The sequence below is a fragment of the Geodermatophilus sabuli genome (assembly GCF_010686765.1).
GTDB classification, from domain to species: Bacteria; Actinomycetota; Actinomycetes; order Mycobacteriales; family Geodermatophilaceae; genus Geodermatophilus; species Geodermatophilus sabuli_A.
Genome location: NZ_JAAGWF010000007.1, coordinates 23107 through 37172 on the forward strand (window position 1 = coordinate 23107; position 14066 = coordinate 37172).

The following is a 14066-nucleotide window of genomic DNA, read 5'->3' on the forward strand; positions in this document are numbered from 1 at the left end:
TGGAATCGGTGCGAGGGTGAGCGGGTGTCTGGTCTCTCGTCGATCATCAAGGCCTACGACGTCCGGGGCGTGGTCCCCGACGAGTGGGACGAGGGGGTGGCCCGCCGGATCGGCGCCGCCTTCGCCGAGTTCGTGACGCTGGAGAGCGGCGCGACGGCGGTGGTGACCGCCCACGACATGCGCGCGACGTCGGTCCCGCTGTCCCGGGCGTTCGCCGAGGGGGTGCTCAGCCGCGGCGTCGACGTCGTCGAGGCCGGTCTCGGCTCCACCGACCTCCTCTACTTCGCCTCGGGCTCCCTCGACGTGCCCGGCGCGATGTTCACCGCCAGCCACAACCCGGCGCAGTACAACGGCATCAAGCTCTGCCGTGCCGGGGCCGCCCCCGTGGGGCAGGAGTCCGGCCTGGTCACGATCCGGGAGTGGGCCGAGCGGGACGGCTACGACCGCGTGCCCGACCGCGTCGCCTCCGTCGCCCAGCGCGACGTGCTCGCCGAGTACGCCGCCCACCTGCGCACCCTGGTCGACCTGCGCGGCATCCGCCCGCTGCGGGTGGTCGTCGACGCCGGCAACGGGATGGGCGGTCACACCGTGCCGGTCGTGCTCGACGGCCTCCCGCTGGAGGTGCTGCCGCTGTACTTCGAGCTCGACGGCACCTTCCCCAACCACGAGGCCAACCCGCTCGACCCGGCCAACCTCGTCGACCTGCAGGCCGAGGTCCGCCGCACCGGCGCCGACCTCGGGCTGGCCTTCGACGGCGACGCCGACCGCGTGTTCGTCGTCGACGAGCGGGGCGAGCCGGTGAGCCCCTCGGCGGTCACCGCGCTGGTCGCCGTCCGGGAGCTGGCCAAGGGCCGCGGGACGACGATCATCCACAACCTGATCACCTCGCACGCCGTCCCCGAGATCGTCCGCGAGCACGGCGGGGAGCCGGTGCGCACCCGCGTCGGGCACTCCTTCATCAAGGAGGAGATGGCCCGCACCGACGCCGTCTTCGGCGGGGAGCACTCCGCGCACTACTACTTCCGGGACTTCTGGCGGGCCGACACCGGCATGCTGGCCGCGATGCACGTGCTCGCCGCGCTGGGGGAGCAGAGCCGCCCGCTCTCGGAGCTGACCGCCGCCTACAGCCGCTACGCCGCCTCGGGGGAGATCAACTCGACGGTGGACGATGCGGCCGCCCGCACGGCGGCCGTGCGCGGCGCCTTCGCCGACGAGGACGGCGTGACCGTCGACGAGCTCGACGGGCTGACCGTCGAGCTGCCCGACGGGTCGTGGTTCAACCTGCGGGCCAGCAACACCGAACCGCTGCTGCGGCTCAACGTGGAGGCGCCGGACGCCGCGCGGATGGCCGCGCTGCGCGATCGAGTACTGGAGATGGTGCGGACGTGACCACGACCCCCGAACCCACCGCCGGGCCGCTCGGCCTGGACCCGGAGCTGTTGGCGATCCTCGCCTGCCCCGACACCCACCACAGCCCGCTCACCGTCGACGAGGAGGCTGGGGAGCTCGTCTGCGCCACGTGCGACCGGGCCTTCCCGGTCCGCGACGGCATCCCGGTGCTCCTGCTCGACGAGGCGCGCGACCGGGGCGCCGGGAACGCCACCCCATGACGTCCCCGGAGCTGGCCGAGGAGGTCCTCGACGACCTCGACGTCCTGCGCGCCCGCGACCCCCGCGGGCTGCTGCCGGCGGTGGCCGGCGCCGGGGCGCAGGTCCGTGAGACCGCCCGGCTCACCGAGGAGGCCGGCCTGGAGCGGGTCACCGCCGGGGGCCGGCCGCGGGGACTGGTGATCGTCGCCCGGCGCGAGGGCGCGGTCGCCGCCTCCGTGCTGCGCGCGCTGCTGGGGCCGGCCAGCCCGGTGACCGTGGACGTCGTCCCCGGGCCGGACCTGCCGGTCTGGACCGGGCCCAGCGACATCGCCGTCGTCGCCACCCGGACCGGCGCCGGCCGCTACGCGGTGACCCCCGCCTACGAGGCGGCCCGGCGGGGGGTGACCCTGCTGGGCATCGGGGCGGAGGACGCCCCGCTGCGCGCAGCCTGCTCCACCGCCCGTGCCCCCTACGTCGCGCTCCCGCGCAGCCGGGTCCGGCACACGACGCTGTGGTCGATGCTGACCCCGCTCCTGCGGCTGGCCACCGACCTGGAGCTGTGGTCCCCGGAGACCGCCGACCTCGAGGCGGTCGCGGCCGCGCTCGACGAGACCGCCGGCGAGTGCGGTCCGGCGCAGGAGTCCTTCGTCAACCCGGCCAAGACCCTGGCCCTGGAGCTGCTCGACGCGCTGCCGACCATCGCCGCCGAGGGCCCGCTGGCCGGCACGGCCGCCGCCCGCATCGCCGACCAGCTGGCCACCCTCGCCGGGCTCCCGGTCACCACCTTCCGGCTGCCCGACCAGCGGGTGGCCGCCTGCTCGGTGCTCGGCGGCCCGCTGGCGCCCGGGGGCGGCCCGGACGACTTCTTCCGCGACCGCGCGGAGGACGCCGGCCGGCGGCTGCGGCTGCTCACCATCCGGGACACCGACGCCGGCGAGCACGACGGCGCGGGCGAACGCGAGCCGCGCTCGGCGCGCGAGGCGCTGCAGGAGGTGCTGCGCACCGCGGCCTCGGCCAACGTGCCCGTGAGTGGACTGGCCGAGCACGGGGAACCAGAGCGGTACGGCCGGCTGCCCCGCCTGGCCCGTCAGCTGGCCGTGGCCGACTTCACGGCCGTCTACCTGGCCCTGGCACTGGATTCCGAGAGGGCCGCCCATTCATGAGCACCGACACCACGACCAGCACCGGCCCGGCACACGGGCCGGCATCCGGCGGCGGGCACGGTGGGGGCGGGCCCGGTGGCGGTGACCACGGCGGTGGCGGTGACCACGGCGGCGGCGAGGACCACGGCGGTGGCGGGCACGGCGGCACCAAGGCGATCATCGCCGCGCTGCTGGCCAACCTCGGCATCGCGATCTCGAAGTTCGTCGCCTTCCTCGTCACCGGCGCCTCGTCGATGCTCGCCGAGGCGATCCACTCGCTGGCCGACTCCGGCAACCAGGTGCTGCTGCTGATCGGAGGGAAGCGGGCCCGTCGCGCGGCGACGCCCGAGCACCCCTTCGGCTTCGGCCGGGACCGCTACATCTACGCGTTCATCGTCGCGATCGTGCTGTTCAGCGTCGGTGGCCTGTTCGCCATCTACGAGGGCGTGCACAAGCTCCAGCACCCGGAGGCGCTGGAGTCGCCCCAGTGGGCGATCGGCGTGCTCGTCGTCGCGATCGCGCTCGAGAGCTTCTCGCTGCGGACCGCCGTCAAGGAGACCGCCGCGGTCAAGTCGCCGGACGACAGCTACTGGCAGTTCATCCGGCACGCCCGGTCCCCGGAGCTGCCCGTCGTGCTGCTCGAGGACGTCGGCGCCCTGACCGGCTTGACGTTCGCCCTGCTGGGCGTCGGCATCGCCACCATCACGGGCAACGGCGTCTACGACGGCCTGGGCACCGTCGCGATCGGCCTCCTGCTCGTCGTGATCGCCGTCGTCCTCGCGCTGGAGACCAAGAGCCTGCTGCTGGGCGAGTCGGCCACGCCGGAGGACCGGCGCAAGATCGTCGCCGCCCTGGAGGACGGGACGCCGCCGCTGTCGGTCATCCACATGAAGACGCTGCACCTGGGCCCCGACGAGGTGCTCGTCGCGGTCAAGGTCGCCGTCGCGCACGACGACACCGCGAGCTGCATCGCCGAGGCCATCGACGCGGCCGAGGCGCGCGTCCGGGCCGCCGTCCCCATCGCGCGGGTGATCTACATCGAGCCGGACCTGCGCCGGCCCGCGGCCGCCGGGTCGGGCTCGTCGGCGGCCCCGCGGGCGTGACCCACCTCTCACTCCGGCCCGGCAGGGCCGGGCGCACAGTGGGGGCATGAGCCGCACGCACCTGTCGCCGGCCCGCCGCCGCGAGGACCGGGCGCGGCTGGCCGACGAGGTCGTCGACGTGCTGGTGGTCGGCGGGGGCGTGACCGGGGCCGGGGCGGCGCTGGACGCGGCCAGCCGCGGGCTCACGGTCGGGCTGCTGGAGGCCCGCGACTGGGCGGCCGGCACCTCCAGCCGGTCGAGCAAGCTGGTGCACGGCGGGCTGCGCTACCTCGAGCAGCTGGCCTTCCCGCTGGTGCGGGAGGCGCTGCACGAGCGCGCCCGGCTGGTCGGCACCATCGCCCCGCACCTGGTCCGGCCGCTGCCGTTCCTGCTCCCGCTCACCGCCCCTGCCTGGCAGCGGGCCTACTACGGCGCCGGCGTCGCGCTCTACGACCTGCTCGGAGCCGCGCTGGACGCCGGCCGCGGCCTGCCCGCGCACCGGCATCTCTCCCGCCGGGCGACCCTCGAAGCCTTCCCCGCACTGCGCCCGGACGCCGTCGTCGGTGCGATCCGGTACTGGGACGCGCAGGTCGACGACGCCCGGCACACGCTGGCCGTCGTCCGGACGGCGGCCGGTTACGGCGCCCGGGTGCTCTCCAGCGCCCGCGTCACCGGGCTGCTCCGCGACGGCGAGGGACCGGCGGCGGCGGTGGTGGGCGTGCGGGTCGCCGACCTGGCCGACGGTTCGTCGTTCACGGTCCGCGCCCGCAGCGTCGTCGCGGCCACCGGGGTGTGGAGCGACGACGTCGGCGCGTGGCTCGGCGACTCCGCGCCCAGCCTGCGGGTGCGGGCCTCCAAGGGCGTGCACCTGGTGGTGCCGCGCTCGGCGATCGACCCCGGCGACGTCCCCGACGGGCGGCGGCCCGGGCTGATCCTGCGGACGCCGACCAGCGTGCTGTTCGTCATCCCCTGGGGCGGGCAGTGGATCATCGGTACGACCGACACCCCGTGGAAGCTCGACCGCGACCACCCCGCGGCCAGCAGCGCCGACATCGGCTACCTGCTCGACCAGGTCAACCGGGTGCTGTCCCGGCCGGTGACCGCGGACCAGGTGGTCGGCGTCTACGCGGGCCTGCGCCCCCTGCTGGCCGGGGAGGCCGACCAGACCAGCCGGCTCTCCCGCGAGCACGCCGTCGTGACCCCGGTGCCCGGCCTGGTGCTGGTCGCCGGCGGGAAGTACACGACCTACCGGGTCATGGCCGCCGACGCCGTCGACGCGGCCACCGCCGGCCTGCCCGGGGTGCCGCCCTCGCGCACCGCGCACCTGCCGCTGGTGGGCGCGCACCGCTGGGACGCCGTCCGCGGCACCGCCCCCGAGCTGGCCGCCGCCGGCGGCCTGCCCGTGGACGCCGTCGAGCGCCTGCTGGCCCGGCACGGTGACCAGGTCGGCGAGGTGCTCGACCTGGTCGCGGCCGACCCGGCGCTGGGCCGCCCGCTGCCGGGGGCGCCCGCCCACCTGGCCGCCGAGGTGGTGCACGCGGTGATCGCCGAGGGGGCCCTGCACGTCGACGACGTCCTCACCCGGCGCACCCGGGTGTCGATCGCGACACCGCACCGGGGCACCGAGTCCGCGGCCGCGGTCGCCGAGCTGATGGCCGGACAGCTGGGCTGGGACCGCGAGCGCACCGACCGGGAGGTCGCCCACTACACGGCCCGGGTGGCCGCCGAGCGGGAGTCGCAGCGGATGCCCGACGACCACACCGCCGACGCGGCCCGGCTCGGCGCCCCGGACGTGCGCGCCGCCGTCTGAGGGACGCCGTTGGATGCCGGCTCACCCGTCCGGGTGAGGCGGCCTCCACCCCGTGCGCGGGGCTTCCGACATACCGGGTGTGCTCGACTCCCCAGTAGCCTCGTCCGTGATGTGGCAGCTCACCAGTGCGGTCCGGTTCTACCCGTGGGGGAGCCGCACCGTCATCCCGGAGCTGCTCGGGCAGCCCAGCCCGGCCGAGCGCCCGCACGCCGAGCTCTGGATGGGGGCCCACCCCGACGAGCCCAGCCTGCTCGGCGACGGCCGGCCGCTGGACAAGGCCGTCACGGAGGAGCCCGACCGGCTGCTCGGCCGGGCCGTCGTCGACCGCTTCGGCGCGCGCCTGCCGTTCCTGATGAAGGTGCTGGCCGCCGACGCGCCGCTCTCCCTGCAGGCGCACCCCACGACGGCGCAGGCCGAGGCCGGCTTCGCCGCCGAGGAGGCCGCCGGGGTGCCGCACGGTGACCCGACCCGCACCTTCAAGGACCCGTGGCACAAGCCCGAGCTGCTGCTGGCGCTGACCACCTTCGAGGCGCTGTGCGGCTTCCGGCCGGTCGAGGAGTCGCTGCACTGCCTGGCCAAGCTGCAGGTGCCCGAGCTCAAGCCGACGATCGCGGCACTGGCCCGCGGGGGCCTGCGGGCGGCGGTGCCGCAACTGCTGGCGCTCTCCGCCAAGCGCCGCGCCGTCCTGGTGCAGGCGGTGGCCGAGTCGGCGTCCCGGTTCGTGGCCGCCGCCGACCCGGAGTTCATCAACACCTACCGCTGGGCCGCGACGCTCGCCGAGGCCTACCCCGGGGACCCGGGCGTGGTCATCTCGCTGATGTGCAACCACCTCAAGCTCGAGCCGGGTGAGGCCGTCTTCCTCCCCGCCGGCAACCTGCACGCCTACCTCTCCGGCGCCGGTGTCGAGGTGATGGCCAGCTCGGACAACGTCCTGCGCGGCGGGCTGACCGCCAAGTACGTCGACCTCGCGGCGCTGATCGAGGTGCTCGACTTCAGCGACGGCCGCGTCCCGGTCCTCCGCCCGGTGCTCGGCCCGGGCGGACTGCGCTACCCGGTCCCCGTCGAGGAGTTCGACCTCACCCGCATCCAGCTCGACAGCGGGGCGGGCTCGCTGACCACCGCCGGACCGCAGGTCCTGCTGTGCACCGAGGGCCAGGCCGTCTTCTCCGCGGCGGACGGCGAGCTGGTCCTGGAGCGGGGCCAGTCGGCGTTCGTCCCGGCCGGTGAGCCGGTCAGCGCCCGCGGGCCCGCCGTCCTCTACCGCACGACGACCAACCTCGGCTGAGGCCCGCCGCCCGGCACGGGCGTGTCGCCGCCGCGCCGCCGCGGTCGCCGCCTAGCGTCGACTCTCCGTCCACCCGGGGAGTCGCGTGTCCGTCCGCTCCACCACCGTGCGGCGGCGGGTCGCCGCCGCTGCCCTGTCGCTGACCCTGGCCGGCGTCGTCGGCGGGTGCGCGTCCTTCGAGCAGACCCTGTCCGCGGGCGCGACCGCTGACGCGCCGTCGGGCTCCGCGCTGGCCGCGCTCGGCGGGATCGAGGTCAAGGGCCGCGCGCCGCAGACCGGCTACGACCGGGAGCTGTTCGGCGCGGGCTGGGTGGACACCGATCGCAACGGCTGCGACACCCGCAACGACGTGCTCGCCCGGGACCTCACCGGCGAGACGTTCCGGCCGGGCACCCGGGACTGCGTCGTCCTCACCGGCACCCTCGCCGACCCCTACTCGGGGCGCACGATCGCCTTCCAGCGCGGTGAGGGCACCAGCGAGGACGTGCAGATCGACCACGTCGTCGCGCTGTCGGACGCCTGGCAGAAGGGCGCGCAGCAGTGGGACGCCGACCAGCGCGCCGCCTTCGCCAACGACCCGCTGAACCTGCTCGCCGTCGACGGGCCGCTGAACATGCAGAAGGGGGACGGCGACGCCGCGACCTGGCTGCCGCCGGCCACCGGCTACCGGTGCGCCTACGTCGCCCGGCAGGTCGCCGTGAAGGCCGGCTACGGGTTGTGGATGACGACCGCCGAGCGCGACGCCGTCGCCTCCGTGCTCGCCGGCTGCCCGGACGAGCCCCTGCCTGACGGCTCCAGCGCGCCGGCGGGTTCCCCGGTCGTCCCGGCGTCGGCGCCGTTTGCCGACTGCACCGCCGTGCGGGCCGCCGGTGCCGCACCGATCCGGGTCGGCGAGCCCGGCTGGGACACCGCGTTCGACGGCGACGGGGACGGCGTCGGCTGCGAGTGATCGGGCCGGCTCCGGCCGCCGCGTATCCTGGACACCGGCACGAGCCCCGCCGAAGCCTCGGCATGCTCGCTCGAATCCGCAGACCGCCGAGCCGGCCCCGTCGCGCCCTCTGCGCACCGGCCGGTCCCGCCCCCTGGAGCGACATGACCGCCAGCACCGGCACCACCCTGACCGACGCCGACTTCAAGGTCGCCGACCTCTCCCTCGCCGGCTTCGGCCGCAAGGAGATCCAGCTCGCCGAGCACGAGATGCCCGGCCTCATGGCCCTGCGCGAGGAGTACGGCGCCGCGCAGCCGCTCGCCGGCGCCCGGGTCGCGGGCTCGCTGCACATGACCGTGCAGACCGCCGTCCTCATCGAGACGCTCACCGCGCTGGGCGCCGACGTCCGCTGGGTCAGCTGCAACATCTTCTCCACCCAGGACCACGCCGCCGCGGCGATCGTGGTCGGCGACGGCACGGCCGAGCAGCCCACCGGCGTGCCGGTGTTCGCGTGGAAGGGCGAGTCGCTGGAGGAGTACTGGTGGTGCACCCAGCGGCTGTTCGAGTTCCGCGACGAGGCCGGCGAGGTCGTCGGCCCGAACATGCTGCTGGACGACGGCGGCGACGCCACGCTGCTGGTGCACCTGGGCACCCGCTTCGAGGCCGAGGGCGCCGTCCCTGACGACGTCGACGCCTACTCCGACGAGTACAAGGTCATCCTCGGCGTGCTGCGCGCCAGCCTGACCGAGGACCCGCAGCGCTGGACCCGCATCGGCCAGGGCATCGCCGGCGTCACCGAGGAGACCACGACCGGCGTCCTGCGCCTCTACGAGCTCGCCCGTGAGGGCCGGCTGCTGTTCCCGGCGATCAACGTCAACGACTCGGTCACCAAGAGCAAGTTCGACAACCTCTACGGCTGCCGCCACTCGCTGATCGACGGCATCAACCGGGCCACGGACGTGATGATCGGCGGCAAGGTCGCCGTCGTCTGCGGCTACGGCGACGTCGGCAAGGGCTGCGCCGAGTCGCTGCGCGGCCAGGGCGCCCGCGTGATCGTCACCGAGATCGACCCGATCTGCGCGCTGCAGGCGGCCATGCACGGCTACGAGGTGACCACCCTCGACGAGGTCATCGGCAAGGCCGACATCATCATCACGGCCACCGGGAACAAGGACATCATCTCCGCCGAGCAGCTCGGGAAGACCAAGCACCAGGCGATCATCGGGAACATCGGCCACTTCGACAACGAGATCGACATCGCCGGGCTGGCCCGCACCCCGGGCGTCGAGCGGACCACGATCAAGCCGCAGGTGGACGAGTGGCGGTTCGCCGACGGCCACACGATCATCGTGCTCTCCGAGGGCCGGTTGCTGAACCTGGGCAACGCGACCGGGCACCCCAGCTTCGTCATGAGCGCCTCGTTCTCCAACCAGGTGCTGGCCCAGATCGAGCTGTGGACCAACCGGTCGGCCTACGAGGGGCAGCAGCCCGGCGTCACCGTGCTGCCGAAGAAGCTCGACGAGCACGTGGCGCGGCTGCACCTCGACGCGCTGGGCGTCAAGCTCACCGAGCTGTCGAAGGTGCAGGCCGACTACCTCGGCGTCCCGGTCGAGGGCCCCTTCAAGAGCGACCACTACCGCTACTGAGAGGACCCGCCTGCCCCACCGCTCGCGAGCTCGCGGCGGGACCCTGCAGGCGGGCCTGACCGCTGCCCCCACCCTGCGCAGGCTCAGGGTGGGGCCCTGCAGCGGGGCCGTTCCACCCCCTCGCGAGGTGGGACTCCCGGCGCCGGGGGTCCCACCTGCGGTGGGCGCCGCGGGGCCTCACCCGGGCGGGTGGGCCATCTTTCGTCCCGAGCAGCGCAGAATGGGCGCCGTGCCACCCACCGCCCCGCAGAACGGGTCCAGCCGCGGCCGAGTCCTGGTCGTCGACGACGACGCCGCCCTCGCCGAGATGCTCGGCATCGTGCTCCGCCGAGAGGGCTACGAACCGGCGTTCGTCTCCGACGGCAACCGCGCCCTGGGCGTCTTCCAGCAGACCCGCCCCGACATCGTGTTGCTCGACCTCATGCTGCCCGGCCGCAACGGCCTGCAGATCTGCCAGGACATCCGGACCCAGTCGACGGTGCCCATCGTCATGCTCACCGCCAAGGGCGACACGATCGACGTCGTCCAGGGGCTGGAGGCCGGCGCCGACGACTACGTCACCAAGCCGTTCAAGCCGGTCGAGCTGGTCGCCCGGGTGCGGGCGCAGCTGCGCCGCGGGGAGACCGGACAGGCGGAGAACCTCGCGATCGGCGACGTGCAGATCGACGTCCCGGCCCACCAGGTCACCCGGGACGGCGTCGCCGTCGCGCTGACGCCGCTGGAGTTCGACCTCCTCGTGGCGCTGGCCCGCAAGCCGCGCCAGGTGTTCACCCGCGAGCTCCTGCTCGAGCAGGTCTGGGGATACCGGCACGCCGCCGACACCCGGCTGGTCAACGTCCACGTGCAGCGGCTGCGCGCCAAGATCGAGCGGGACCCCGAGCGGCCGGAGATCGTGCTGACCGTCCGGGGGGTCGGGTACAAGGCGGGGCCACCGTGACCGAGCTCGCGACGCCGCGCGAGCTGACCGCGACCGCGGCCGCCTGAGGTGACCGCCCGGCCCGCGCCGCCCGAGGTCGTCGCCGAGCCCACCGGCGCGACCTCGGCCTCCACCGTGTCCTCCGGGGTGGTGGCACCGTCCGCGGCTCCCCCCACGGCGCGGCGGGCGCCGTCCACCGGAGGGGGATCGCTGCGCCGCGACCTGCGCCGCCGGGCGGTCCGTACCCGCCGGGTGGCGCGGCGGCTCGCCGGGCAGGCGGTGCACGCCTGGCGCTCGTCGCTGCACGTGCGCATCGGGGCGATCACCATGCTCGTCGCCGGCACCGTGGTGGTGATCGTCAGCATGGTGCTGTTCAGCCAGATCCGGGAGCAGCTGCTGTCGGTCAAGGAGCGGGCCGCGGTCGACCAGGTCCAGGCCGGGGTCCTGTACGCGCAGACCGAGGTGGCGGGCATCGCCTCCGGTGACGCGGCCAGCGTGCGGTCGACGCTGGACCGCACGGTCCGGCAACTGCAGGAGCGCGGCGGCGCGGCCGGCGACTTCGACGTCGTCATGATCTACCGCACCGGCGACACCGAGCGCCCCCCGGCCACCAGCCGGCGCTACATCTACCCGGCCATCCCCACCGACCTCCGCGCGGACGTCGGTGCCGGCGGCCAGTCCTACCAGTACGCGATGGTGCCCAACGACGCCAACGAGCCGAGACCGACCCTGCTGGTCGGCTCGCCGGTACCCACCGACGCCGCGGGTGCCGAGCGGATCGAGCTGTACTACGCCTTCCCGCTGGACCAGGAGGCGGAGAGCCTGTCGCTGATCCGCAGCACGGTGGTGATCAGCGGCATCGCCCTCACCCTGTTCGTCGTCGGCATCGGCGTCCTGGTGACCCGGCTGGTGGTCGATCCGGTGCGCCGGGCCGCCGGCACCGCGCAGCGGCTGGCCGAGGGGCAGCTCGAGGAGCGGATGACCGTGCGCGGGGAGGACGACCTCGCCCGGCTGGCCACGAGCTTCAACGCGATGGCCGACAGCCTGCAGCGGCAGATCACCCAGCTGGAGGGGCTGAGCCAGCTCCAGCAGCGGTTCACCTCCGACGTCTCGCACGAGCTGCGGACGCCGCTGACCACCGTGCAGATGGCCGCCGAGATCCTGTACGAGTCCCGCGAGGACTTCCCGCCGCACGTGGCGCGGTCGGCGGAGCTGCTGCACACCGAGCTCGACCGGTTCGAGTCACTGCTCACCGACCTGCTCGAGATCAGCCGGTACGACGCCGGGGCGGCCGTCCTCGACTGGGAGGCGACCGACCTCGGGGCGCTGGTCGGGCGGGTCACCGCGGGGATGTCCGCGCTGGCCGAGCGGCACGGCTGCACCCTGACCGTGCATGGTCCGCGCGAGGACGTCATCGCCGAGGTGGACTCCCGGCGGGTGGAGCGGATCCTGCGCAACCTGGTCGGCAACGCCATCGAGCACGGCACGGGCCGGCCGGTGGAGGTCACCTGGGCGGCCAACCGGACGGCGGCGGCGGTCACCGTCCGGGACCACGGCGTGGGGCTGACCTCGGCGGAGGCCCAGCACGTCTTCGACCGGTTCTGGCGGGCCGATCCGTCGCGGGTGCGCACGGTCGGCGGGAGTGGGCTGGGGCTCTCGATCAGCCTCGAGGACGCGCGCTTGCACGGCGGCTGGTTGCAGGTGTGGGGCCAGCCGGGCGCCGGTGCGCAGTTCCGGCTCACCCTGCCGCTCACCGCGGGAGCGGACCTGACCAGCTCGCCGCTGCCGTTGCGGCCGGCGATCACCCGGCGTCCCCGGGCAGCCCGGTGAGGTCGCGCGCGGCGGTGCCGGGGCGGGGGGCCCGTCGCCGGGTCGCCGTCCTGGCCGCGGTGCTGCTCGTGGTGCTGTCGGCGTGCTCCACGGTGCCGACCAGCTCGCCGACGGTGCAGATCACCCAGGCGCCGACCCGGCCCGACGGCGCGGTCGGCATCGAGCCGCTGCCGCCGCCGTCGGGCGTGACCCCCGACGACGTCGTGCGCGGGTTCCTCGACGCCGCCGCGAGCTCGGTCCCGGGGCACCCGGTGGCCCGCGAGCACCTGGCGCCCGAGCCGGCGCGGGTGTGGTCGGACGAGTCGGGCATCACGGTGCTCGGGCAGGACTACGCCACGGTGACCACCGACTCCGGGTCGGTGGAGGTCACGGCCAGCGTGGTGGGCACCATCGACCAGCGGGGCGTGTTCACCGTGGGAGGGGAGGAGCTCTTCACCTACGAGTTCACCCTCCAGCAGGTGGAGGCCGAGTGGCGGATCACCAACCCGCCGGACGGACTGCTGATCCTGCAACCGGACTTCGAGCGGCTCTACGAGCGGCGCGACCTGTACTTCATCGACCCCACCGGCCGCCGGGTCGTCCCCGACCCCCGCTACCTGATCGGCGGCGACGCCCAGCCCACGGTGCTCGTCGAGCGCCTGCTCGGCGGGCCGTCGTCGACGCTGGCGGCCGGCGTCGGCAACCGGCTGGCCGGCACCACCCTGAACAGCACGGTCACCGTCTCCGCCCAGACCGTGACCGTCGACCTGGCCGGGCTGGCCGACCGGCCACCGGCCGAGCTCGCCGAGCTCTGCGCGCAGCTGGTGTGGACCCTCCGGCCGCTGGCCCGGTCGGTGGCGATCCGCGCCGACGGCGCGTCGCTGGACCTCGAGGGCGTCCCGGCCGTGCAGACCATCGACGACTGGACGGCGTTCGGTCCCGACGCCGTGCCGGTGGACGCCGTGGGGCACTTCGTCGACGCAGGGGCCCTCCGGACCGTCGCGGGCGAGCCCGCCCCGGGCCCGGCCGGTGCCGGCGCCTACGGGCTCACGGCCGCCGCGGTCTCCGCCGACGCCCGCACCGGCGAGCTGACGGACATGGTCGGCTCGGTGGTCCGCGACGGGCAGACCACGCTGCTGTCGGGCGCCTACGGCGGTGACCTGGTGCCGGTGCTCAGCGGCGCGACCCTGAGCGCGCCGACCGTCGCCGCCACCCGCCGGGAGTTCTGGGTGGTCCGGGACGGGTCGGCGGTGGTGCGGGTGCCCGCGGAGGGCCAGGCCCAGGCGGTCATCGCCCCCACCCTCCCGGGCCCGGGCCGGGCGACCGTGCTGCAGCTGTCGCCCGACGGCGTGCGGGCCGCGGTCGTGCTGGAGGACGCGCAGGGGGCGAGCCTGTTCGTCGGGACGGTGGTGCGGTCCGACGAGGGCCCCGTCGCGCTGCGGGACCTCCGCGAGGTCGCGCCGACGCTGACCCGTGTCGTGGACGTGGCCTGGCGGACGGCCGGCAGCCTGCTCGTCCTGGCCGGCGACGCCGACGAGGGCCGGATCGAGCCGTACTCGCTGGGTGTGGACGGCTGGGGGCTCACCGACGTGCCGACGTCCGGGCTGCCCAGCCAGCCGACCGGGGTGGCGGCCGCGCCCGGCCGCCCGGCGCTGGTCAGCGCCGACGGCACCATCTGGCAGCTCGCCGGGGGCACCTGGGTGACCCTGCTCCGGGGGCAGCAGCCGCTGCCGGGCAACGAGCCGTTCTACCCGATGTGACCGGACGTCCCCCCTCACCCCTCACCCGCTCGGGCTGGGACTGCGCACGAGGCCGCGACCGGCCGTCCACAAGCCGCGTCGCGTCCTGAGCGGTCTCGC

General features: G+C 75.0%; 11 protein-coding genes. All 11 read left to right on the plus strand.

Annotated elements, in window-relative coordinates:
• Positions 1 to 24 precede the first annotated feature (24 nt).
• The 11 genes from GCU56_RS05065 (at position 25) to GCU56_RS05115 (ending at position 13967) form a co-directional block, all read left to right on the plus strand.
• Positions 25 to 1389 (plus strand): phosphomannomutase/phosphoglucomutase, encoded by a 1365-nt coding sequence (locus tag GCU56_RS05065; protein ID WP_163480442.1) that lies wholly within the window; start codon positions 25 to 27, stop codon positions 1387 to 1389.
• Positions 1386 to 1610, plus strand: a complete 225-nt coding sequence (locus GCU56_RS05070) for a Trm112 family protein (RefSeq protein WP_163480443.1) — start codon at positions 1386 to 1388, stop codon at positions 1608 to 1610. The genes GCU56_RS05065 and GCU56_RS05070 overlap by 4 nt, the downstream gene beginning before the upstream one ends.
• The gene (locus tag GCU56_RS05075; RefSeq protein ID WP_163480444.1) at positions 1607 to 2752 is read left to right on the plus strand and encodes an SIS domain-containing protein; all 1146 of its coding nucleotides are present in this window, start codon (positions 1607 to 1609) and stop codon (positions 2750 to 2752) included. The genes GCU56_RS05070 and GCU56_RS05075 overlap by 4 nt, the downstream gene beginning before the upstream one ends.
• Complete coding sequence (locus tag GCU56_RS05080) at positions 2749 to 3834, plus strand: cation diffusion facilitator family transporter (protein WP_163480445.1); 1086 nt, start codon at positions 2749 to 2751, stop codon at positions 3832 to 3834. Before GCU56_RS05075 ends, GCU56_RS05080 begins: the two co-directional genes overlap by 4 nt.
• Before the next feature lie 46 nt (positions 3835 to 3880).
• Entirely contained in the window at positions 3881 to 5623 is a 1743-nt protein-coding gene (locus GCU56_RS05085) for a glycerol-3-phosphate dehydrogenase/oxidase (RefSeq protein ID WP_163480446.1), read from the plus strand.
• A gap of 109 nt (positions 5624 to 5732) precedes the next feature.
• Positions 5733 to 6908 carry a mannose-6-phosphate isomerase, class I gene (gene manA / locus GCU56_RS05090; RefSeq protein ID WP_163480447.1) on the plus strand — a complete coding sequence of 392 codons (1176 nt, stop codon included), beginning with the start codon at positions 5733 to 5735 and terminating at the stop codon, positions 6906 to 6908.
• An 85-nt stretch (positions 6909 to 6993) separates the two neighbouring features.
• A complete protein-coding gene (locus GCU56_RS05095; protein WP_345771643.1) occupies positions 6994 to 7857 on the plus strand; it encodes a GmrSD restriction endonuclease domain-containing protein in 864 nt (287 codons plus the stop codon).
• Between the two features lie 143 nt (positions 7858 to 8000).
• Positions 8001 to 9482 (plus strand): adenosylhomocysteinase, encoded by a 1482-nt coding sequence (gene ahcY, locus GCU56_RS05100; RefSeq protein WP_163480448.1) that lies wholly within the window; start codon positions 8001 to 8003, stop codon positions 9480 to 9482.
• Between the two features lie 229 nt (positions 9483 to 9711).
• The gene (mtrA, locus tag GCU56_RS05105) at positions 9712 to 10419 is read left to right on the plus strand and encodes an MtrAB system response regulator MtrA (RefSeq protein WP_440588731.1); all 708 of its coding nucleotides are present in this window, start codon (positions 9712 to 9714) and stop codon (positions 10417 to 10419) included.
• 48 nt (positions 10420 to 10467) lie between these two features.
• Positions 10468 to 12228 (plus strand): MtrAB system histidine kinase MtrB, encoded by a 1761-nt coding sequence (gene mtrB, locus GCU56_RS05110; RefSeq protein ID WP_163480450.1) that lies wholly within the window; start codon positions 10468 to 10470, stop codon positions 12226 to 12228.
• 14 nt (positions 12229 to 12242) lie between these two features.
• Complete coding sequence (locus tag GCU56_RS05115; protein ID WP_163480451.1) at positions 12243 to 13967, plus strand: LpqB family beta-propeller domain-containing protein; 1725 nt, start codon at positions 12243 to 12245, stop codon at positions 13965 to 13967.
• Positions 13968 to 14066 lie beyond the last annotated feature (99 nt).

Bases quoted from the DNA above. Each gene is read 5' to 3' on its own strand.
- manA (WP_163480447.1), top strand. From the start codon at position 5,733: ATGTGGCAGCTCACCAGTGCGGTCCGGTTCTACCCGTGGGGGAGCCGC.
- ahcY (WP_163480448.1), top strand. From the start codon at position 8,001: ATGACCGCCAGCACCGGCACCACCCTGACCGACGCCGACTTCAAGGTC.
- GCU56_RS05075 (WP_163480444.1), top strand. From the start codon at position 1,607: ATGACGTCCCCGGAGCTGGCCGAGGAGGTCCTCGACGACCTCGACGTC.
- GCU56_RS05080 (WP_163480445.1), top strand. From the start codon at position 2,749: ATGAGCACCGACACCACGACCAGCACCGGCCCGGCACACGGGCCGGCA.
- GCU56_RS05085 (WP_163480446.1), top strand. From the start codon at position 3,881: ATGAGCCGCACGCACCTGTCGCCGGCCCGCCGCCGCGAGGACCGGGCG.